Origin of the sequence: Pelagicoccus enzymogenes (assembly GCF_014803405.1) — a bacterium.
GTDB lineage: Bacteria > Verrucomicrobiota > Verrucomicrobiia > Opitutales > Opitutaceae > Pelagicoccus > Pelagicoccus enzymogenes.
The window spans coordinates 78,790-98,398 of the sequence record NZ_JACYFG010000060.1 but is presented as its reverse complement, the minus strand read 5'-3'; the positions used below and the strand labels follow the sequence as shown (position 1 = coordinate 98,398).

Genomic DNA, 19,609 nt, shown 5'->3' with positions numbered 1-19,609 from the left:
CTGCGGTTTCCGGAGCGGCAGTAAAGCAGCAGGGTCTTGTCCCTTGGGAGCTCTTGGATGCGTTCCGCAAAGTCGCTAGCGTAGAAGTCAATCACTTGGGCGCCTGCCAGCTTCTCGCTATCGGCCTCAGCCTGAGTCCTGACATCGACCAAAATCACGTTGTCTTGCTGGATCAGGGATGAAAAGCGTTGTGGGCTTGCCTGTTCGACATCGGCCTTCGCGAGCGCAGCGAAAAGGCCTAGGGACAGTAGGAAAACGAGGAAGCGTGGCATGATCGTAAGGTAAGTTACTCGCAATCGTCAGCGCAACAGCTGTCGCAGGAAGCGGTGAAACAATCGTCGCAAAGCGGAAGATTGCTCTCCGAGGGTAAGCTTCCCCCGCATTCCGTGCAGCGCCTGATGTCCTCTTGTTCCATGCTGTTCACTGTCAGATTAAACGAAAAAGCCGTTCCCGCGATTTCCCGAGAACGGCTTAAGAAGATCCTACTATTTGTCGAAGTGGTTGCGGCGCTTTTCTCCGACGCGAGACATCTGTAGTTGTTGGCCGGATACCCAGGCTTTCTTGAGCAACTTCAACACTTCCTTGGGCATTCCCTTGGGAAGGTCCACGGTGCTGTGGTCGTCGTAGATTTCGATGCGACCAATAAACTTGGCATCCAGTCCGGATTCGTTGGCTATGGCGCCTACGATATTTCCGGGCTTCACTTGGTGATTGTGGCCTACCTCCACACGGTAGCGTTCGATGTCGCCCGCTGGCGGAGGAGCTTCGCCGCGACGTTCGGGGCGTTCCGCACGTTCGGGGCGACTACGAGGTGAGTCTAGATCACGATCGCGTATAGGCCGCTCACGACGTGGGCCGCGATCGAAATCGCGGTCACCTCGAGCGCCTCGAGATTCCCGACGCGGTTCACGGTCGAGGGAAGCTGAGGAGCTGGACGGGCGAGGCTTGCCCGCTTGCAGCATCTTGAGCAAGGCAGCGGCAAGCGTTTCAGCGTCGGTTTCCAGGCTGGCCAACGCGTCGGTTACGGAGGTCCGCTCGCGATTGAACTTTCCTTCTTCGATGATTTCGCCGATCTGCTTCTCGAGTTTCGTTTGGCGTATCTGGGCTATCAGCTCACGCGACGGAGGCGGCATGGGCTGCATTTGCTGGCGAGTGGTATCCTCGATGTTGCGCAGCTTGCGGAAGTCGCGACGGGTGAGCAGCAGGATAGCTTCGCCGCTTCGACCCGCTCTTCCTGCCCGGCCAATACGGTGAATGTAGGGCTCTGCGTCATCCGGTATGTCGAAATTGAATACATGGGAGATTCGATCCACGTCGAGTCCGCGGGCCGCGACGTCGGTTGCGACTAGGATGTCGATCTTGCCTTCCTTGAGCAGGGAAACTGCCTTCTCTCGTTTGCCTTGCGAGATGTCGCCGTGAATGGCCTCCACCGCATGCCCGGATGAGGCCAGCTCGTCGGCGATCTCGCTGGCTGCCGATTTGGTGCGGGTGAATACGATGGCTGCGTCGCGTTCCTCGGTCTCCAGCAGATCGCCCAAGACTTCGATCTTGTGGCGCATTCCGTTGCACTTGATGAAGCGTTGACGCACGGTCGAAACCGTCGCGGTGCTGGCCTTGATGGCGACCGTTACGGGATCCTTAAGCTGCTTCTTGGCGATGGCAGCGATGCGCGGCGGCATAGTTGCCGAGAAAAGGGCGGTTTGGCGCTCCGCAGGCGTATGCTCGAGAATCCACTCTACGTCTTCGATGAAGCCCATGCGCAGCATCTCGTCAGCTTCGTCGAGGATGACGTGCGAGATGCGGGAAAGGTCGAGGCTACCGCGGCGAATGTGGTCCATGATTCGGCCCGGCGTGCCCACTACGATTGCGGGCTTGCGTTCGAGGGCACGGAACTGGCGGGTGAAGTCGGTGCCTCCGTAGATGGCGGTGACGCCGAGCTTCTTAAGGTTGCGTCCGTAGTTGGAAATCGCCTCGGAAACTTGCAGTGCGAGCTCGCGAGTGGGTGCGAGAATGATGGCCTTGGGGCCTTCGTCCTTGGCGTCCAGCATAGAGAGCAGAGGCAGGGCGAAGGCGGCGGTCTTCCCGGTGCCGGTTTGGGCCTGGCCGATGAGGTCGCGGCCCGAAAGCACGACGGGAATGGCTTTCGCCTGAATGGGCGACGGCGTTTCGTAACCGATATCGACGAGCGCGTCTTGCACCGGTTGGCTTAGAGATAGATCCGCAAAGCGGACAGAGTTTTTCTGTTCGATTTCTTGTTCAGACATGGTCTGCGTTTGGCTAGTTGACCGACTCGGCGAATGCGTCCTGCATAGCCCCAATCGATCTGTTTATAAGCCGGCAGCCTTTAAATGTCCCAACAAGTAGCCCCAGCTCACGATATGAAGGTGGCGTGGATGACAGGGAATCGAGAAACAGCAAGGTTTATTTTTGGATTGGCTTGTGCCTGACGAACGGGCCTTGTTGTGCCGCGATGAGTTTTGACTACGAGGAACTGGACTATCAGCCAACCGAATTGGGAGACTTGATGCTGCGCCGCCGGCGTTTGCCTCAGTTGGGAGACCTGGACATTTTCGAGGTCAAGCTGGGGGACTACTTCCTCATGTCTTCGCTCTATCACGAGGCTGAATGGCAGCTTTCAAAGCTAGGCCTGGCGGCGACGGAAGGCGAAGCCCTGGACGTGGTGGTCGGGGGGCTTGGCTTGGGCTATACTGCGGTTTCGGCTTTGGAGGACGAGCGGCTTGCTTCCTTGGTGGTGGTGGACTACCTGAAGCCTGTTATCGAATGGCACCAACGCGGATTGGTTCCCATGGGCGAGACCTTGAACTTGGACGAGCGGTGCCGCTTGGTTCACGGCGACTTCTTCGGCATGTCGCGAGACGTCAGCAAAAGCTTTGATCCCCTGTATCCAGAAAAGAAGCACGACGCTATTTTGCTGGATATCGACCACACGCCGACCAACGTGCTGCATCAGACCAATACGCGATTCTACACGGAGGAGGGACTGCGCGAATTGGCAACGCGGCTGAAGCCGAGAGGCGTATTTGCGCTTTGGGCGGATGGAGAGCCAGAGGCCGATTTCACCAAGCACCTGCAAAAAGTTTTTGCGGAGGCGGAGGCCCACAAGGTTGTGTTTGCCAATCCCGTCACGAAGGGGGAATCTTGCGGAGCGGTCTACGTGGCCAAGCTTGCCTAGCCGATGAGCCGCCTTCTGAAACGCTGCGCCCAAGGGGTGAGGGTTAACATAGTGCCAGGGCTGGTTTTGCAGTCGATCGCCTGCGTGGTGGTAGGCGTTTACTACTTCGTTCCGGAAGCTCGCGGAGCTTACGATTGGATCGCGAAAGTGAAAGTTGATTACGGCTACTGGTATTCCGCGGTCACTACCGGGGTTTTCGGAGGGCTCGTGCCCTTCCTGTATCTGGTTTCCGTCGGCAAGGTGGAGCGATCCGACTTTTGGGCAGTTGGGATCTTCTTCCTTGGAGCTTGGAGCTGGAAGGGGATAGAGATCGATTTTCTGTACCGCATGCAGGCGATTCTGTTCGGCAGCGATAATCAGGCGCTGACGGTCTTGAAGAAGGTGCTCTTCGACCAATTTGTATTTTGCCCGGTCTGGTCGGCCCCGGTGACTGCCTTGCTCTACCGCTGGAAGGATTGCGGGTTTTCTTGGCGACGGTTCAAAAGAGAGCTCGACCGGGATTTTTTCCTCCTAGAGGTCTTGGGCGTACTGGTTGCGATTTGGGTAGTATGGATTCCTGGTACCGCCTTCATTTACTCTATGCCGAGCTCGCTGCAACTGCCGCTCTTCCAACTGGTACTCTGCTTTTTCGTGCTGCTCGTGAGCGTTATCGGCAAGAAGCGGGTGGACAAGGTCCTCGCCGAATCCTGACGTTTTTGGTTGTTGGGGAACCGCTCGCTGGTAGTTTGCCGCCATGTCTGAAGAGTCGATAAGTGAACGACGCGAGGTGACGCTCCGCGGCGAGTACGTGGAACTGAACAAGCTGCTGAAGTTCGAAAACGTGGTGATGAGCGGGGGAGAGGCCAAGCAAGTGATTAGCTCGGGCCTGGTCTCCGTAGACGGCGAAGTCGAGGAACGCGTGCGCCGCAAGTTGGTGGCCGGTAATCGCGTGCAGGTGGCGGGCTTGGAAATCGCCATCTTGGCAAAGCCGGAATGAGTTTCAAACCGCCAGGCTATTGTCCCAATTGCGGTGACTATGTGGAAGAGGGGGCCGCGGCCTGCGAAAGCTGCGGCAGCTGCCCCGAGACAGGATGGAACGAAGATTCCATTTATGACGGGATCGAGTTGCCGGAGGAGTTCGCTCCCGAAAAAAGCGATAGCCGCCTTCTGGGAACGGTCATCAGCATCGGCCTGGTAGCTTTGCTGGTTTACGTATTCGTTTTCCGGTGACGGCTATTGGTTAGCCTTGATGCGAATGAAGACCGCGTTGGCCTGCGTGAACGACTGAGACGTCGTGAGCTCTAGCAAGGCGTCGCTGTCGGTCGAGATCGTTGCGGAAAGGTCGGACCAAACAGTTAGGTTCGTGGACCATTCGAGGCTAAGCACGATGTCGGTCTTGGCGAATCTTGGTATGCTCACTGTGAGCGTTCCGTCGCTGTTTCGGGTGAGGGAGGGGGGCGTCGGTATGGAGGCTGGGTCCGACGGATCGCTGCCGAGGGCGAACTCCATGAAATTGGGTGCCCAGTCTAGGTCGGGGTTGGCGACTGCCCCCTGTTCAGACTCGTCCGAGACAAATCCGACGATCCAAGCTTGGAAGGGGGAGTTCGAAAGAGTTCCAAATCTCGAGGAACGAAATAGTGCACCTTGATCCCCCGCTAGGATGAATGTATCCTTGAAAAAGATACAATCGTTAAATGGAGCGGTTCCGGTGCTGGTCGTGATTGGTTTCCAATTACGCCCGTCGGTCGAAAGATAGTTTTGCGCGGCGCCAGTGTTGCGCCTCAGGCCGTGGGCAAAAAAGATATCGTTGCCCCAAGCAAAAGATTCCGCCTCGAAGTCCTGCGTTTCCTGGTTGGAGGTCCAAGTATCTCCTCCGTCCGTGGAGTACCTTATATCTGCAGCAAAGCCGCTTCCGAGCAGCTCCCCTCCCAGCTGGGCCAAGGCGTGTAAGCCTTTCCAGCTGTCAAATCCGCTTTCCTTGGCGAGGTCCTCCCAAATCAAGCCGTCCGCGGATCGCAACAGTATCAGCGAATCCTCTATCGGGTCAGCTCCGAATCGGTAGCCTCCGACCAAATAGCTTCCGTCGCGGAAAAGAATGGTTGCGTCTTCAGAAACGTTAATCGTTTCTCCGTAGAGGTAATTGCTCGTCCAATTACCTTGGTCATCTCTCAGGTGGACGCTGCCATCACTCGCAATAACCGCGAATTGATTGGCCAGAGGGTTGTATGCTGCGCTCACGAATCCGCGTGACCCTACGGTTGCGCTTGTGGTGTAATCGCTTGTCCAGGTTTGCCCATCCGGGGACATTATGACAGTACCGGTCCAAGAGGTCGTGCCGGTCGAACCACCTCCCACTGCCATAAATTCGGAACCGGTCCAAATCACGTCGTAGAAGAATTTGTTGAAAGCGGCGGAGCCTCCAGACTGAGTCCAGCTAGCTCCGTCTGCGGAACTCAGCACAGCTCCGGGAGTTCCCACTGCAACGACGTGGGTGCCGTTCGCCGCCAGGTCCTGCAGGTTTAAATTGCTACCGATGTTGGCGCTCGTGAATTCGGTTATGGGGTCGCTCACTTCGACGGTGGCGCTGGCGGTATAAGTGCCACCCTTCATGTCAGACACGGTCAGGTTCAAGGTATAGGTTCCTCCAACGGGGAATGAGTGATTCACTGCAGCGGAACTAACTTCGACCGTTCCATCGCCGAAATCCCAGTGATAGGAAAGCGAGTCCCCATCTGGATCACTCCCTTCAAAAGAGAAGGCCACTTCGCTTCGAGCTTCCCCGGTAGAGGATGCAGTCAGGGTACCGCTGGGAGATTGGTTTCCTGAAAAATCTCCGAGGTTGACTACTATGTCCAGATAGGAGCCGCTGCTGTTCTGCCCGGCTCCGACTGGCGTTATATGGACTCCGGAGGCGATATCCGAGAATGTTCTCCCCAAAGCCAGTCCCGCGTCTGTCCTTCCATCAGGAGAGCCAGGTGTCGTATCAATCAACATGGAACGTGTATTGAAGGAAATTGGACGTTCCCAGAGGAGATAGGCGCCTCTTGAAAGGTTCGGGATCCCGGGATACTTCATGCGGTGGCCAACCCAGTAGTACTGCTCAGAGCCGGATTTAGGAATCCTAAGTGCCTGAATTCCGGAAGCCGCAGCGCTGTCGAATGAATAGACGCGGTAAGTGCCGCTATCGTTTCCTGATGTCAGGTCCTCGAAGTTGCTTTCATCCAACCAACCGAGTCTCCGCTTTGCCGGCATGTGAAAGTGTCCCACTTGCACCTCACCATCTCCCATCACGTCAAATATGTCTCCGTAGTCGATTTCCGCTCCGCTTGGATCGATGGGGTCGAGGGACGCTGCGTTGCTATTGTCGAACTTCCAATAAGTAGCGTGGGCGAGACCATAATTGTGTCCCAGCTCGTGGAGGCAGGTCTCGGCGTTTGCCTTGCCGTTCAGCCACTGTTCTCGACCTCCCACTGAGGCGAGACCGGCGAATTGGGTCCACTCAAAATCCAGTTTTGGAAAGATTACTGAAACGACTTCGTATTGGGAGTTCGGATTCGCATTGCCGTCTGCCATATACGCCGCAACTGCAGCATCATGAAGATCGTCTGTATTGGAAAAGCTGGTACTTGCGGCAAGTTGATAGACGGACTCGGTGACGGCGACATCAACTGTCGTTTTGTTGTACGAGTACTCCGTCAAGTAAGGAGCGACGTTGTTATCGATCAAAGCTTCTAGATCTTCCTTGCTGTAAGGAGTTTCCGGCAGATCAGAGAACGCGACGCGTATGATTAGGTAGTCTCGTACCTCGTCAGGGGGCGGTGCCGCTTCCACTTCTTGGGCCAATTGGAACGCCTCAGCACTGAACGGGGCGCCTTCTTGAGGGAGTTTAGCGAGGAAAGCTGGGCTACCAATCGCTAGGCCAGGACGCGCATCGAGCTTGCCCAGGAGGCTTTCCAATTGGGCGATGGATTGGGAACTGGCGAAATGGAATCGGTAGCCACCGGAAACGGCCACAAGAGGTTCCGCATCTATTTTGGCGCCGTTCAGGAAATCCGCTGCTGGATCGACGTTCGCCAAGGGAAGGTGATCCGAAGCCCAAGCGGCATCCTCTGAACCTAGTTCTTGAAAAATCGTGGTGCGCACGACGCTTTTCCCGGCGAGTTCTATCCCCTGCAGGGGTACCTTCTCCTTGGATAAAAAAAGTCGAGGTATGTCACTTCGAGATATGGGTAAGCGGCGTCCGTCCGCAAATTGCAGCGAGTGCCGTTGGTCGTCGTTGCTCGAATCATGGTCGCAGATGATCACCGCCCGATAGTCGGCGATTTCTGTGAACGGGCGTTCCACGATAGCTTGGATTTCGGGGGGCAAGCTTGCGTACGCGGCATAAGAGAAGGCGAGGTCGAGGGCGCGTTGAGGGTCGGACTCCATCAACTGCGACATGGCTTCGGCTCTCGCTCGGGCTTGTTCCAAGATCCTTTCGGGAATATCCGTGTCGCTGTTCGCGAGGACAAGCGATTGCTGAAGCAGCGTTTTTCCGGAGCTTTCAAGCTCCTCGACGAGCTGAGCTAAGCGAGGGCGAGGGGCTGAGGCATCTTTGGAAGCGGGCCCAAGTAGCGGGAAGAGAATGGCAAAGCTGGCGACCAGCGTCAGGGAGAGGAGAGTGAATAGGGTCCGTTTTGCTTTCCAAATCTTCATAGGGCACAGGTTCGAGGACTTTCGGAGGGCTCAGTTCGACCTCATCGGCCGGACGGTAGCGAAAGATAGCAAAAGATTAGATTGGAATGCATTTTTTTACAACGTCCAATGGGTCGGCGGTCCTGAGACACTCAGCCGAATTTTCTTTTTTGTTCAGTTCGTTAAGCTAGGGTGGCCCGCATGTTAGCCGACGAGCAAAAGACGAAACAGACCTTCCGCTGGGATTGCGTGCGGGGCGGCTTGTCGGGGATCGTGGAAACGGGATATGGCGGCTTTGCCTTGATCGTGGCGATCGGGATTTTTCATGCTCCTGATACCGTAAAGGGAATCATCGCCGCAGCTGGCCCGCTGGGGCTGCTTTGCAATCCGCTTAGCTTGAGCTTGTTTTCGCGTATGAACTTCACGGCGAGCCAACTGACGGCTTGGATCGCCTACCTGTCTGGAATTGCCCTCGCGATCGCGAGTTTCGCCGAGACGCTTTTGGGCTTCCTCATTCCAGCCTGTTTCGCATTTGCGCTGTCGGCTCAGTCAATGCCCTTGCTGGTGCAGATCTGGACCTTCAATTATCCCTCCAACAAGCGGGGAGCGTACCTATCGATCAGCATGATGGTCAACGTGGCGGCTGCCTTTGGCTTCAGCGTGCTGGGCGGATGGATACTGGACACCAACATTGAAACCTACCGCTGGGTTTTTCTGGCGATCGCTTTGGCCTATATCCTCACCGGCGTCGCCGTTTCGCGGATACCGTCCAGTTCAGTTCCCAAGGGTGTCGCCCAAAACCCGCTGCAAAACCTTGGCTACGCGATCGAAGACAAGAAGTTCGGCGTACTGCTGGTCAGCTGGATGTTTCTCGGCTTCGGAAACCTTATGGTGCTGCCACTGCGCGTGGAGTACCTCCTGCAGCCAGAGTATGGAATCGTGGCCAGCAAACTGACGGTCATGATGGTGACGATCGGGATCCCAGCCGCGTTCCGTTTCCTGACGTCCCGCGTCTGGGGCTACCTTTTCGACCACTTGGATTTCATGCTGCTGCGCATCGTCCTCAATGCCATGATCATGTTCTCGATCATTCTTTTCCTGACGACTGCCAACATGTGGGTTATCTACGCCTCGGCGGCGGTACTTGGAACAGCCATGGCTGGCGCCAACATCTCCTGGAGCTTGTGGGTCACCAAGTTCGCTAAACCCGAACGGGCTTCTGCCTACATGAGCGTGCACACCTTCACGACCGGCATTCGCGGGATCTTGGCCCCTTTTCTCGGCTTCTATCTGATTTCTGGAATGGGGGCTACCGGTACCGCGATCGTGGGCTCTTCCTTGGTATTCGTTTCCATCGTGATCGTATCCGCCATGTACGTGACCTTACGGCGTAGCGGACGCCCAGTGCAGGCCTAGAGACAAAGCAAGAAAAGGGCTCATCAACATTTTGCGGGAATTTTGAGTTTTCCGGTGGGAAGTGCCCTTGCGGCACGATTCAACCAAGCAAATCGCGGGACAAGGCCGCTTCCCACCGTTGCACGGGCTACTTTGCCAGCAATTTCTACTGCTTCTGTTGATGAACCAAAAAAAGACGCCTCCCAATGGGAAGGCGTCGGAAAGCGTGTGAGTCGTCGCGCTGTTCTTTTAACCCTTGAACTTGAAGGGGACGTTGATCTTGCAAGCGATCGCGGAGCCGCCCTTCTTGGCTGGGTTGAAGCGCCATTGCTTAACGGCGTCGAGCACGTTGGAGTCGAGCGCTGCGTCGGTTGACTTGGCGATCTCGGCGCTGACTACGAATCCCTTCTCGTCGATATTGATCGTCGCCATCACCATGCCTTCCAACTTGTTGGGATTGTCCGGAGCCACGCTCTTCTTGATCGATGGTTGCTCATCCCAGTCGTTGGCATTGAGGGCTGGGAGTGCAGTAAAGGCTAGCGCGGCAAGCAATAAGGCGTGTATCGCAGTCTTAATTTTCTTCATGGTAATGGATTTCAGTTGATGTTGGGATGATGGGATTTTCACGTTCGCAAGGTACCAGCCCTTGCTGCTCTAAAAAATCGGTAGCCTCCCAATCTTCCGTAGCGAAATCGTGGCAAAAGCGTTGAAAAAGATGGGGAATACACCTCGTTTTACTCAAAAAACATTCATTTACCCCAGGTTCTGAGTAACGGACTCTACCGCTGCCCAGCGAAAAGGCTCTAGGCGCCTGTACTCTCTCCCAGTCAGCAACTTGCGAAGCGGTATAGAAGCGCTTAAGATTAAGCATGGTGATCGGAGTCGTTAGAGAACGCAAAACGGAAGAAAATCGTGTCGCTCTCACGCCGGCGGGCGTGGAAACCTTGCTGGCAGCAGGACACGAGGTCTGGGTGGAGAAAGAAGCGGGCGAGGCGAGCGGATTCAGCGACGAGGACTACCGCGCGGCGGGAGCGAAGCTCTCGCAGGGGAGCGAGGAAGTCTGGCGAGGCTGCGAATTGGTCACTAAGGTGAAGGAACCCGTTTCAGAGGAATATTCGCTCATCAGGCGGGGACAGATCGTATTTGCTTACTTCCATTGCGCTGCGTCGCTGGAGCTCACCCAGGCGCTCTCGAATTCTGGCTGCATCGCCATCGCCTACGAGACGATTCAGGAGCGAGACGGCAGCCTGCCGCTGCTTACGCCCATGAGCGAGGTCGCGGGGCGTATGGCCATCCAGCAGGCGGCGAAGTACTTGGAGCGGGAGCATGGGGGGCGAGGCGTCTTGCTGGGCGGAGTGCCGGGGGTGGCTCCCGCCAACGTGGTCATTATCGGAGCAGGGGTCGTAGGAACCAATGCCGCCAAGATGGCGGCCGGTTGGGGCGCTCGCGTTTCTATCCTGGACGTGAACCTGCAGAAGCTTCGCTACCTCTCAGACGTGTTGCCGCCCAATGTGGTTACCCTGATGTCGAATCCGCTGAACATTCGCGAAGCCTTGCGCGAAGCTGACGTGGTGATCTCAAGCGTCCTGATTCCAGGGGCGAAGGCTCCGAAGTTGGTGAAACGCGAGCATTTGGCTCTGATGAAAAAGGGGGCCGTAATTGTCGATGTGGCCATCGACCAAGGGGGTTCCACCGAAACCTCGCGACCGACCAATCACGTAAACCCAATCTACGAGGTCGACGGCATCGTGCACTACTGCGTCACGAATATGCCGGGAGCGATGCCCATGACGTCGACCTTGGCCCTCACCAACGCCACGCTTCCCTACCTTCTGCAGATTGCGGGCAAAGGCTGGAAGAAGGCCTGCCGCCGATCAAAAGCGATCTCAAGCGGCGTAAACACGGTCTACGGAAAAATCGTCTTTCAACCAGTGGCAGAAGCTTTCGGGCTGCCGTACCAAAAACTGGATACGCTCCTAGATTAGACGGGGAAAGCTGCAGCGCTGATTTTGTCCATTTTGGGCGTGAATATTCCCGGTGCCCTGCAAGGATACGCGCGATGAAGATTTTCAGGTCCTTCTTGTTGTCCGCGATCGCGGTGTTTTTCCTGGCCTGCACGGCGCAATCCGCGAGAGAGAAGGCGGGGCCTCCCCTGAAGGTTTCGCAAAAGACTCGAGTCGCCATTCCGAAGAGCGGCCTGGGCAAGGAATACATGTTCTCGACCTCCTTGATCCCGCAATCGGTAGCCGCCACGAGCAAGGGAATGCTGGGGCGCGTCGTTTTCTTCGAGCAATTCGAAGACGGGCTCGACATGTACGAGACGACCCGCGGCAGGGTGGTGACGGAAGACCTGCCGGCCAGGCGGCTGATGGCGACCTTTCCCATTATCGACGATTCGGGGAGCGACATTGTTATCGACTTCAACGCTGGCATGAGACGGCTCGCCTACGGAAACTGGTACAGCATGGACACGCTTTTCGACGCGCGACAGTTCGAGCGCAGCGCGGAGCTTCCGCAGGCCCGCGTCTTCGAGGTCGTATCAGAGGATGGGATACTCGCCATTCGCCAGGCCGTTCAGGCGAGAAGCCGGGTCAACGATCCGGACTTGGAGACCCGCTACGAGATTCGCTACTTCCTCGAACCCTACCGCAGCAGCGACTTTCAGGCAAAGGAACTGAACTCCGAGGAAAATCGTCACCTCCGCTTCTTTCAGGCGGCAAGCAAGATAGAGCTCGAGAGCGGGCGCCTGACGCAGAACATCAGTCGATTCGACGTCAGCGAACCGGTCGTGTTTTACTACAGCGCCAATACTCCGGAGAACCTTCGGGAGGCAGTGGAAGAGGGGATCCTGTACTGGAACAAGGCTTTCGGAAAAGAGGTGATCCAGGCGAGAATGGCGCCCGAGGGAGTCACTGCGCCCGACCCCAGCAGAAATATCGTGCAGTGGGTGCCTTGGGACCTCGCTGGCTTTGCTTACGCGGACGCCTTGGTCGATCCGCTTACTGGAGAGATGATTCGCGGACAGGCGTACCTCACAAGCGCATTTGACTTCCAAGGCACCGAACGCGCTCGACGCCTGCTACGGTCCCTACGCGCTCTGGTCGACGAGGATGAGTCCAAGGAAAAGGAGGATGAGGGAGAGGATGAGGCGCTGCACGCTTTGCACATCGGCCAGGCGGGATGTCGGATGGATACGATAGAATTTGCCAAGAAGCTCGCGGACGGCCTGGAGGAAGTTCTTTCCCAGTCGGAGCTATCCGACCAGGCGGTGCAAAGAATCGCCGAGGCTTACGTGCGCGACGTGACAGCCCACGAGGTGGGGCACGTTCTCGGCTTGCGCCACAATTTCGCAGCGAGTCTCGACGCTACGCTTTCGCCAAAGGAACTCGACCAGTTCTTGCAGGACTTCATCGAGGGGGCTGATCTCGAAAAGTACAAGGAGAAGAGCAGCGGAAACTCTGTGATGGAATATCCCATTTTCGCGGCATCTATTTTCGATGGTTGGAAAATCGCCAATGCCGATGAAGCGCTCGCTTACGACGCTGCCGCAATCCGCTTCGGCTATTTTGATGACGAAGGAATACTCGAAGGAGAGCTAAGTTTTGGATCGGAGGAGGAAAGCGGAATCTATGCGGACGTAGCGCGGCGGGACTACGGACTGGACCCTATCGAGGCAAGCTATCGCGACCTTTCCGTAGCTAGCCGACACTTGCCCAATGCGGTGATCGAACGATTCATCGCAGGCAGAGCTCCCATGGATCCGCGCGATCGCAAGAAGCTTGAAGCGGTAGAGCTCAGCGTGAGCCACTACGCGCGACGGTTTTCGGAGCCGGTTAATCGCATCCTTAAATGGTTCGACAAGTCCACCCGTTCATTGGTGGTCGAAAGGGAATTCGCCTTCGTGGGAGACATCAATGAAGAGGAACGGCTCGACGAGCATTGGAAACGCTTGGAGAAAAGCCTGGAGGCGCTTGGCGGGGTGGACCAAGTCGTCTTCGCCCATTTGCCAGTTCGCATTGGGCTGAAGTCCAAGGACAAGCTCGAGCGCCTCGAGAAGGCGCAGAAAATCGAAGCTTCCGTCCTCAAGGAATCGCTTGAGGAACTGTTGGATTCCGAGGCCTACTCTACTTTTGTCGGTTTGGATGGAGAAACCTACACTTGGACTGATGAAGAGAAGACGGTGATCGTGGAGCGCAGTTCCGTGCTGTTTGAGAAGCTTGAGGAGGCGGTACTGCTGCAGACCTTGGAACGCTTCGAGAATGCTCCGCGCGATCTAGGTTTGGCGGCAACGGGCAACCTGGACGATGAGGACAGCGTGGCGACTTTGGAGAAGCGAATCATCGCTTTAGCAAAGTATGTCATTTTGAAGAGGGAAAAGAAGCCGACCATCAAAGGGAAAGTCGACAAAGCGTACGTAGAAGTTCCGGATTTTGAATACGCCTATGAAACGCGTATGGCAGCGGCCAAGGCATTGAACGACAAGACGGGCTCCTTCGAGTCTTGGTCGAAAGAGGCGAAGCAGTCGATTCACGCAGAGCTTAAAAACGCAGTTGAAGGATCACTGAACATCGGTCTTTTCAAGGATTTCGACGATAAGATCTTGTCGCGCTCCCTGCGTGAGTGGTACCTGCAACAGCAAGGTCTGTTGAAGCTGCTGCCTCCGGATCCTAAGAAGTAAGGGACGCTTCCTGCCCTCGCACCTGGACGCTCGCTGCACCCCACGCTGTTCAGTACGGGGGTCACGACGAGCGTTCCTCCGGAATTCATAAGGCAACGGAAAAGCGCTACGCCGTTTGACTTGCGGCGTTTAAGTCTTACAATTGTAAGACATAAAAGGGAAACAAAGAGAAGGGGAGACCGAATCTCCAGAAATCAACATATCGCCACTGATCGACATGGTTTTCATTTTGTTGATTTTCTTCATCGTAACGACGGTTTTCGTCGACGAGAGCGGCTTGGGGATCGACACCCCAACACCGGTTCCGCCCACCATCGAAAACGACAGCGAGCCCGTTGTGTTGCGAGTTAGCGAGGGTGGATCCGTATACTATCGGAATCGCGAAATCGCGAAGGATGCAATCGCATCTGCCATCGTTAACGAGAGAAATGGAGGCGGCTCAGGATCCGTGATCATCGAAGCTCACGAGAGAACCAAAGTCTCCGCCGTATCCGAAATACTCGACATTTGTTCCGCCTTGGAAGTCGAGAAGGTCGTTACCAAAACCGCTCGAAGCGCGACGGAATGACGACTTCGGTACTCACTCCGCGACCTGGCGGGCGCGACGCTGCGTGTAGGCATCCCGCACAGAAACGTAGGGATCGATTGCGGAACGTCGCATGGAGTCGTAGAGATCCATCAGGGCTGGAAGGCGATTGGTGAACTCTACGATCCGCAAAGTCATGCGATCGCTGTCGTCGTCGATCAAGGAAGCTGGTTCGGGGAGCGGTTCCACTGTGTCGTCCACGAAATCGCCGGCGAAATCGCGCAAGCTGGTGGGGCCCATAAATGGGATGACGAGATAGAATCCATGCCCCATTCCCCATGAGCCCATCGCTTGTCCGAAGTCTTCCCTGCTGGTCTGCAGTTCAGGCATTTCGTCAGAGATTTTGAAGATGCCTCCGAGCCCTGCAGTGCTGTTGACCAAAAACTGTCCCGTTTCTTTTCCCGCGTTTCCGAAGCGACCTTGAAACACGTTGCTTACGAAGCGGGAAGGGAATTTGGCGTTGTCGAAGACGTTGCCTAGCCCTTTTTCCACGGGGTCGGGAACCACTTTCGCGTAAGTGCGGGCGAATGGCTTTGCGACCTTGCTGTAAACGACGTCGTTGAAACGGAAGATCGCCCGATTCAGCCCCTCCAAGGGGTCGTTGATGGGAGGCACGACGGTCTCTTCGAAGTCTTCCTCGAAGAGGTCTTCCATATCCAGTCCGTCCTCTTGGGCGGGAGCGAGGGACGCGGTGATCGCAACGGTAACAGCTGTCAGGATCGTGCGAGAAGCTTTCATTTGCGCTATTTGTCGTACTCTTTTATTTTAGACTCGATGAGCTCGAGTAGTTGCTCAGGAGTCTTGGTCTGCAGGAACTCGTCAAACTGTCCCCGGTAGTTGGATACAATGCTGGTTCCCTCGATCAAGATGTCATAGACTTGCCAGCCTTGGGACTTCACGTTAGCGAGTCGGTAGTTTACGGATACAAACGTGTTTTTGTAGGAAACCGTCGTGAAGATTTCGATCTTGTTGGAGCCGAGGTCATCGGTCTTGAGGAAATTGATTTTCGGCTTGTCCGCCCCTGCGAGCTCGTGCGTGTAGGCCTTGATCAATAAATCCGTAATGAGAACCGTGATACGATCGCGTTGAGCTTCGCTCAACTGGTTCCAGTTGCGGGCAAGGGTGCGCCGAATAATAATCTCGAAGGAAAAGCTCTTCTCCAGCTCGCTGAGGATTTGCTTCCGCGTTTCCTCTACGCCTCGGGCTTCGGTGTCGTGCAAAATGTCGATGACCGAGGAAATGGTTTTCTCCAATTGCTTTTGCGGATCCGTTTCAACGTTTGCCTGGGCGAGGGAAGCTATTCCGAAGCAGAAAAGGGCAAATACGTTCAAAAATATGCGTGGACTCATGGAGTGCATGTGGCTTGGTAGCTTATACGCTTTGGGCTCGGTTATGATTTAGGTGAGAGTACTGTTATTCGATGACGGATCCGGATGCGAACTTGCTGATCAAGCTTTCGATATCGATTGCCGGTTCCGTGTCGACGATTGGGCCGCTCAATGGGCTGCTGATTCCTTCGATCTTTGTTCCGGGGTAAACGGAGATGTACTTGTCCCCGATCAAACCGTTGGTCTTGATGGCAGCAGTGGCGTCGTCCCAGAGCTCAATGTCCTCGTCGATCAATAGCGCGACTTCCGCTTTCAGCGTTTCCGGGTTCAAGGTGATGGGGCCGACTGTACCGATTTTCACTCCAGCGATGGTGATGTTGCTCCCGGAGCTGAGCCCGCCGATGTTGGTGAAGACGGCGGTAACCTTTTGGCTGTCGTTGCCCAAGAAGCGGCCACCTCCAATTTGCACGGCCATGTAGACAATTGCGGCCAAGCCTACGAGGACGAAGAGGCCAACGGAGAAGTCGATTTTCTTGCTGTTCATTTTGGATAGAAGGAAGGGTACCTATTCGGTCGAAAGCTGCGGAGTGAGGAAGAGTTTTAGGTCTTCGGGAGAATCGGAGAGCAGAGCGTCCGGAGTTCCCCAATACTTGATTTCGCCTCCGTCCAGCCAAGCGATGCGGTCGGAAATCTCGAAGACTTCGGGCACGTCATGGCTCACCATGATCACAGTGAAGCCGAAGCGCTTGCGGTAGCTGCGGATCATGTCGAAGACGCGATACTTGCGCTGCGGGTCGAGTCCCGTTGTCGGCTCGTCGAAAAGGATGATTTCTGGATTGGTTACCAGAGCCCGGGCCAAGGCGACTCGCTTTTGCATCCCCCCCGACAGTTCGGCTGGGTATTTCTTGCGAGCGGCGCTCAACTCAAGTTGCTCGAGCAGGCTGGAGACCCGCTTCTCGATCTCCGCCTTCTTGGCCTTGCCCTTTTCTCGCAGCGGGAGAGCGATGTTTTCCTCCACCGTCATAGAATCGAAGAGGGCGTTCTGCTGAAACATGTAGCTGCAAGGAGGAGCCCCTTCGGAACCGTTGGCTGTAACCGTGCCGGCGTCGGCTTCCATCAGGCCGGAGATGCACTTGAGGAGCACGGACTTGCCGGTACCGCTCTTGCCGATCACGGTGGTGTGGCTGCCCAGGGGAATGTCCAAGTCGATACCGCCTAGGACAACCTGTTCGCCGAAGGATTTGCGCAATCCGCGAAGTTTTAAAGTAGCCGCCTCGCTCATTTGCCCATTTGGAAGGAGGTGATCAAGTAGTCGAACATCAGGATGGCGATGCTGGAGTAGACCACAGCTCTCGTGGTGGTTTGAGAGACGCCGCGGGCTCCTGGAATGTCTGACTTCAAGTGCGTGTAGTAGCCTTGGAAGGAGCAGATCAAAGTCGTGACCACCCCAAACACCAGCGCTTTGGTCAGGCCATTGAAAATGTTCTGCAGGCTAACGGCGTCGTAGATGCGATTCCAGTAGGCGCCTGGATCTACGCCCAGCAATTCCACTCCAGTGAGGTAGCCGCCGTAGATCCCCACCAAGTCGAAAAACGTGGTGAGTATGGGAAAAGCAACTACTGCCGCCCATAGGCGTGGTGCCACGAGAAAGCCGATCGGGTTGATCTGCATCGTCTTCAGGGCGTCGATCTGTTCGGCGTTTCGCTGGATGCCAATTTCCGCCGAAAGGGCGCTGCCTGCTTGTCCCACGATCATGATCGCGGTGAAGACAGGCCCGATTTCCAAAATGATGGAAAGGGCGACCGCTTGCCCCAGCAAGCTCTCCGAGCTGAACTTCGTAAGGACGTAATACAGCTGCAATCCGAGCACGAGGCCCGTGAAGAGGCCTACGATCAAAGTGATGGGCACGCAGCGCACGCCGATCTCGAAGAGGGAGCGGGTCAGCTTCTCGAGCACGTGACGCTGGCCCGGCAAGGACACAGTCGCGTTCGCGGAAAATCCTGCCAGTTCCCCCAGCTCGCTCACCAAGCGGATGCTTTGCCTGCCTATTTTGCTGATCATTTGAAGTCTGCGATTCTGCCTTGAACGAATGGTCAGTCCTATCGATTCGGTAGATTCGCTGAGGAGGCAACAAAAGGATTCCTCATTCACTGTCACCCACAAAGTTTGGCAAGGCGTGGATCCGCAAAAAATAGGCGCTGTCACGCAAGGGGACGCTAGTATCGAATACGGATAGGCATCCGGCCAACCCTTACAGGACGTTCAGAACCCTAGGCTTTTGACTTCTGGCGACTCTTCGTGTTGGATGAAAGCACCATGAAACGACTCTTCGTATCAATCTTGCTTCTGGCGCTCGTCGCTCCGGTCTGCCTCCTGAAGGCGGGCGGGGAGCCGGAGAGCGACGGTAGTCGCAAGCAATTTGGTCCGTTCGAGGCGATTACCTTCAACGCCTCCATCCTTCGCGACGTCAAGTACGTGGCCGAAGAGAACAACGTCTATCTCCAATTGTTTCCCGCGCACAAGGAGAAGGAACTCGTCGTAAAGCTCTCCAACGACTACTTCGCCAGCTATCGCGAGTGGCACCACGGAGGCTACGAACTCGTATCGCCGGCCAACCAGGGCAAGACGCCCTACGGTTGGACCGACTTCGTCAATACCTCTGCCAACTACATCGAGTACTGGATGGATGGAGAGGTCTTTCTGCATCTGAAACGCGTCAAGTAGACGCCTTGTCCGCGCCGCAGCAGCTTAGCTGTCGCCAGATCACCAGGGGAACCAGGGAAACATGAGTCCAATCCGCAAGCCAAACATGTCCTTCTTGCAGGGCGTCGACCTCGCCAAGAAGAGCGACTACCAGACTTGGATGTTCGCCGCCGCCGGCTTGAGCCTCCTTTTCATCGCTGTCTATTCCGTATTCAGCGTGGTCGAGACCATCATCGAAGAAGAACGCTACGAAGAGGTGCATCTGCCCAACTTCGCGGCAATCACCTCCACCAAGGAGCGAAAGCAGGCCTTTTTCGACTTTCTCGAGCCCTTCGTGGTCGAGGCCAACGGCGACATTCTCGAGGAAAGAGCTGAGGTCCTCAAGCTGCAGGCGTATTTCGAGAGGAACCAGCGCTTGAGCGGAAGCCGCCTCGAATCCTTCAACCAGCTGCGGGAGAGCTACAAGCTGGATCCCGTCGACTCCGCAAGCGCCCAATCCTTTCGTGAATTGCTCAACCGCGTGGATACGATCCCGGTGTCCCTAGCCCTCGCTCAAGCGGCCATCGAAAGCGGGTGGGGCACTTCTCGCTTCGCTCGCCAAGGCAATAACCTCTTCGGCATGTGGTGCTACGAACCCGGTTGCGGATTGGTCCCCAAGCGACGCTCTCCCGGCAAGACCCATGAAGTCACCGTCTACCGCAGCCCTCGCGAATCGTTTTTGGCGTACCTTCGCAACCTGAACACAGGGCCCGCCTACGGAGCCTTGCGCGACATTCGGGCCTCCCACCGCGAAAACGGCGTCGAGCCCAGCGGACGCGACCTCGCTCCGGGGCTGGTTCGCTACTCCCAGGAGCGTTGGACCTACGTGGACAAGGTTCGCGGCATGATCGCCGCCAACCGCCTCGACAGCCGCTAGGCGAAGGGGATGATTGGCAAGATCCGCGAGCTCCCTAGCTCCCGAAGTAGGTAAGCGTCCGCAGAAAGGGGGCGCATCGAGCGCAGGCTGTGCGAAGCGATGCTCGCGCTCTAACCTTGACGGTTGGGCTCGGGCGATTGGAACTGTAGCCCCTTTT

General features: G+C 56.2%; 20 protein-coding genes. 10 read left to right on the top strand and 10 right to left on the bottom strand.

Translation table 11 applies throughout. The features are described from left to right. A partial coding sequence (locus IEN85_RS22930) for a rhodanese-like domain-containing protein (protein WP_191619459.1) occupies window positions 1–272 on the bottom strand: 272 nt, incomplete at its 3' end. A gap of 213 nt (window positions 273–485) precedes the next feature. Beyond that, the gene (locus IEN85_RS22925; protein WP_191619458.1) at window positions 486–2,264 is read right to left on the bottom strand and encodes a DEAD/DEAH box helicase; all 1,779 of its coding nucleotides are present in this window, start codon (window positions 2,262–2,264) and stop codon (window positions 486–488) included. 206 nt (window positions 2,265–2,470) lie between these two features. Here IEN85_RS22925 and IEN85_RS22920 point away from each other — a divergent pair, with 206 nt between their 5' ends. Genes IEN85_RS22920 through IEN85_RS22905 form a run of 4 tightly spaced genes read left to right on the top strand, consistent with a single transcriptional unit; the run spans window position 2,471 to window position 4,402 of the window. After that, complete coding sequence (locus IEN85_RS22920) at window positions 2,471–3,193, top strand: spermidine synthase family protein (RefSeq protein WP_191619457.1); 723 nt, start codon at window positions 2,471–2,473, stop codon at window positions 3,191–3,193. Between the two features lie 3 nt (window positions 3,194–3,196). Next, entirely contained in the window at window positions 3,197–3,883 is a 687-nt protein-coding gene (locus tag IEN85_RS22915) for a hypothetical protein (RefSeq protein ID WP_191619456.1), read from the top strand. 43 nt (window positions 3,884–3,926) lie between these two features. Next, the gene (locus IEN85_RS22910; RefSeq protein ID WP_191619455.1) at window positions 3,927–4,169 is read left to right on the top strand and encodes an RNA-binding S4 domain-containing protein; all 243 of its coding nucleotides are present in this window, start codon (window positions 3,927–3,929) and stop codon (window positions 4,167–4,169) included. Further along, the gene (locus IEN85_RS22905; protein ID WP_191619454.1) at window positions 4,166–4,402 is read left to right on the top strand and encodes a zinc ribbon domain-containing protein; all 237 of its coding nucleotides are present in this window, start codon (window positions 4,166–4,168) and stop codon (window positions 4,400–4,402) included. The genes IEN85_RS22910 and IEN85_RS22905 overlap by 4 nt, the downstream gene beginning before the upstream one ends. Window positions 4,403–4,405: 3 nt before the next feature. On the opposite strand, the gene IEN85_RS22900 is transcribed toward IEN85_RS22905, so the two are convergent. After that, complete coding sequence (locus IEN85_RS22900) at window positions 4,406–7,867, bottom strand: PKD domain-containing protein (RefSeq protein WP_191619453.1); 3,462 nt, start codon at window positions 7,865–7,867, stop codon at window positions 4,406–4,408. Between the two features lie 180 nt (window positions 7,868–8,047). On the opposite strand from IEN85_RS22900, the gene IEN85_RS22895 reads away from it, so the two are divergent. Beyond that, on the top strand, window positions 8,048–9,262 hold the full coding sequence (locus tag IEN85_RS22895) for an MFS transporter (RefSeq protein ID WP_191619452.1): 1,215 nt from the start codon (window positions 8,048–8,050) through the stop codon (window positions 9,260–9,262). A 228-nt stretch (window positions 9,263–9,490) separates the two neighbouring features. Here the strand turns inward: IEN85_RS22895 and IEN85_RS22890 are convergent, their stop codons facing one another. Next, on the bottom strand, window positions 9,491–9,826 hold the full coding sequence (locus tag IEN85_RS22890) for an energy transducer TonB family protein (RefSeq protein WP_191619450.1): 336 nt from the start codon (window positions 9,824–9,826) through the stop codon (window positions 9,491–9,493). After that, the gene (locus IEN85_RS22885; RefSeq protein ID WP_191619448.1) at window positions 9,813–10,112 is read right to left on the bottom strand and encodes a hypothetical protein; all 300 of its coding nucleotides are present in this window, start codon (window positions 10,110–10,112) and stop codon (window positions 9,813–9,815) included. The genes IEN85_RS22890 and IEN85_RS22885 overlap by 14 nt, the downstream gene beginning before the upstream one ends. Between IEN85_RS22885 and ald the strand changes: the two genes are divergently transcribed. From ald to IEN85_RS22870, 3 genes are all read left to right on the top strand, one after another. After that, window positions 10,111–11,226 (top strand): alanine dehydrogenase, encoded by a 1,116-nt coding sequence (ald, locus tag IEN85_RS22880; protein WP_191619447.1) that lies wholly within the window; start codon window positions 10,111–10,113, stop codon window positions 11,224–11,226. The genes IEN85_RS22885 and ald overlap by 2 nt on opposite strands. Before the next feature lie 74 nt (window positions 11,227–11,300). After that, window positions 11,301–13,919 carry a zinc-dependent metalloprotease gene (locus IEN85_RS22875; protein WP_191619446.1) on the top strand — a complete coding sequence of 873 codons (2,619 nt, stop codon included), beginning with the start codon at window positions 11,301–11,303 and terminating at the stop codon, window positions 13,917–13,919. Window positions 13,920–14,136: 217 nt separating this feature from the next. Further along, window positions 14,137–14,487, top strand: a complete 351-nt coding sequence (locus IEN85_RS22870; RefSeq protein ID WP_191619445.1) for an ExbD/TolR family protein — start codon at window positions 14,137–14,139, stop codon at window positions 14,485–14,487. Between the two features lie 12 nt (window positions 14,488–14,499). On the opposite strand, the gene IEN85_RS22865 is transcribed toward IEN85_RS22870, so the two are convergent. From IEN85_RS22865 to IEN85_RS22845, 5 genes are all read right to left on the bottom strand, one after another. Continuing rightward, window positions 14,500–15,243, bottom strand: coding sequence for an MlaA family lipoprotein (locus IEN85_RS22865; RefSeq protein ID WP_191619444.1), 744 nt, complete (start codon window positions 15,241–15,243; stop codon window positions 14,500–14,502). Between the two features lie 5 nt (window positions 15,244–15,248). Then, complete coding sequence (locus IEN85_RS22860) at window positions 15,249–15,854, bottom strand: MlaC/ttg2D family ABC transporter substrate-binding protein (protein ID WP_191619443.1); 606 nt, start codon at window positions 15,852–15,854, stop codon at window positions 15,249–15,251. A gap of 64 nt (window positions 15,855–15,918) precedes the next feature. Beyond that, complete coding sequence (mlaD, locus tag IEN85_RS22855; protein WP_191619442.1) at window positions 15,919–16,377, bottom strand: outer membrane lipid asymmetry maintenance protein MlaD; 459 nt, start codon at window positions 16,375–16,377, stop codon at window positions 15,919–15,921. A gap of 21 nt (window positions 16,378–16,398) precedes the next feature. After that, window positions 16,399–17,082 carry an ABC transporter ATP-binding protein gene (locus IEN85_RS22850; RefSeq protein WP_224772880.1) on the bottom strand — a complete coding sequence of 228 codons (684 nt, stop codon included), beginning with the start codon at window positions 17,080–17,082 and terminating at the stop codon, window positions 16,399–16,401. 29 nt (window positions 17,083–17,111) lie between these two features. Next, complete coding sequence (locus tag IEN85_RS22845; protein ID WP_191619440.1) at window positions 17,112–17,894, bottom strand: MlaE family ABC transporter permease; 783 nt, start codon at window positions 17,892–17,894, stop codon at window positions 17,112–17,114. 255 nt (window positions 17,895–18,149) lie between these two features. Between IEN85_RS22845 and IEN85_RS22840 the strand changes: the two genes are divergently transcribed. Continuing rightward, complete coding sequence (locus IEN85_RS22840) at window positions 18,150–18,557, top strand: hypothetical protein (RefSeq protein ID WP_191619439.1); 408 nt, start codon at window positions 18,150–18,152, stop codon at window positions 18,555–18,557. Between the two features lie 61 nt (window positions 18,558–18,618). Next, the gene (locus tag IEN85_RS22835; protein ID WP_191619438.1) at window positions 18,619–19,452 is read left to right on the top strand and encodes a glucosaminidase domain-containing protein; all 834 of its coding nucleotides are present in this window, start codon (window positions 18,619–18,621) and stop codon (window positions 19,450–19,452) included. Window positions 19,453–19,609 lie beyond the last annotated feature (157 nt).

What these genes read in the sequence shown, in the direction of transcription:
- IEN85_RS22925 (WP_191619458.1), bottom strand. Translation starts at nt 2,264, where the DNA reads ATGTCTGAACAAGAAATCGAACAGAAAAACTCTGTCCGCTTTGCGGAT.
- IEN85_RS22920 (WP_191619457.1), top strand. Translation starts at nt 2,471, where the DNA reads ATGAGTTTTGACTACGAGGAACTGGACTATCAGCCAACCGAATTGGGA.
- IEN85_RS22915 (WP_191619456.1), top strand. Translation starts at nt 3,197, where the DNA reads ATGAGCCGCCTTCTGAAACGCTGCGCCCAAGGGGTGAGGGTTAACATA.
- IEN85_RS22910 (WP_191619455.1), top strand. Translation starts at nt 3,927, where the DNA reads ATGTCTGAAGAGTCGATAAGTGAACGACGCGAGGTGACGCTCCGCGGC.
- IEN85_RS22905 (WP_191619454.1), top strand. Translation starts at nt 4,166, where the DNA reads ATGAGTTTCAAACCGCCAGGCTATTGTCCCAATTGCGGTGACTATGTG.
- IEN85_RS22900 (WP_191619453.1), bottom strand. Translation starts at nt 7,867, where the DNA reads ATGAAGATTTGGAAAGCAAAACGGACCCTATTCACTCTCCTCTCCCTG.
- IEN85_RS22895 (WP_191619452.1), top strand. Translation starts at nt 8,048, where the DNA reads ATGTTAGCCGACGAGCAAAAGACGAAACAGACCTTCCGCTGGGATTGC.
- IEN85_RS22890 (WP_191619450.1), bottom strand. Translation starts at nt 9,826, where the DNA reads ATGAAGAAAATTAAGACTGCGATACACGCCTTATTGCTTGCCGCGCTA.
- ald (WP_191619447.1), top strand. Translation starts at nt 10,111, where the DNA reads ATGGTGATCGGAGTCGTTAGAGAACGCAAAACGGAAGAAAATCGTGTC.
- IEN85_RS22885 (WP_191619448.1), bottom strand. Translation starts at nt 10,112, where the DNA reads ATGCTTAATCTTAAGCGCTTCTATACCGCTTCGCAAGTTGCTGACTGG.
- IEN85_RS22875 (WP_191619446.1), top strand. Translation starts at nt 11,301, where the DNA reads ATGAAGATTTTCAGGTCCTTCTTGTTGTCCGCGATCGCGGTGTTTTTC.
- IEN85_RS22870 (WP_191619445.1), top strand. Translation starts at nt 14,137, where the DNA reads ATGGTTTTCATTTTGTTGATTTTCTTCATCGTAACGACGGTTTTCGTC.
- IEN85_RS22865 (WP_191619444.1), bottom strand. Translation starts at nt 15,243, where the DNA reads ATGAAAGCTTCTCGCACGATCCTGACAGCTGTTACCGTTGCGATCACC.
- IEN85_RS22860 (WP_191619443.1), bottom strand. Translation starts at nt 15,854, where the DNA reads ATGAGTCCACGCATATTTTTGAACGTATTTGCCCTTTTCTGCTTCGGA.
- mlaD (WP_191619442.1), bottom strand. Translation starts at nt 16,377, where the DNA reads ATGAACAGCAAGAAAATCGACTTCTCCGTTGGCCTCTTCGTCCTCGTA.
- IEN85_RS22845 (WP_191619440.1), bottom strand. Translation starts at nt 17,894, where the DNA reads ATGATCAGCAAAATAGGCAGGCAAAGCATCCGCTTGGTGAGCGAGCTG.
- IEN85_RS22840 (WP_191619439.1), top strand. Translation starts at nt 18,150, where the DNA reads ATGAAACGACTCTTCGTATCAATCTTGCTTCTGGCGCTCGTCGCTCCG.
- IEN85_RS22835 (WP_191619438.1), top strand. Translation starts at nt 18,619, where the DNA reads ATGAGTCCAATCCGCAAGCCAAACATGTCCTTCTTGCAGGGCGTCGAC.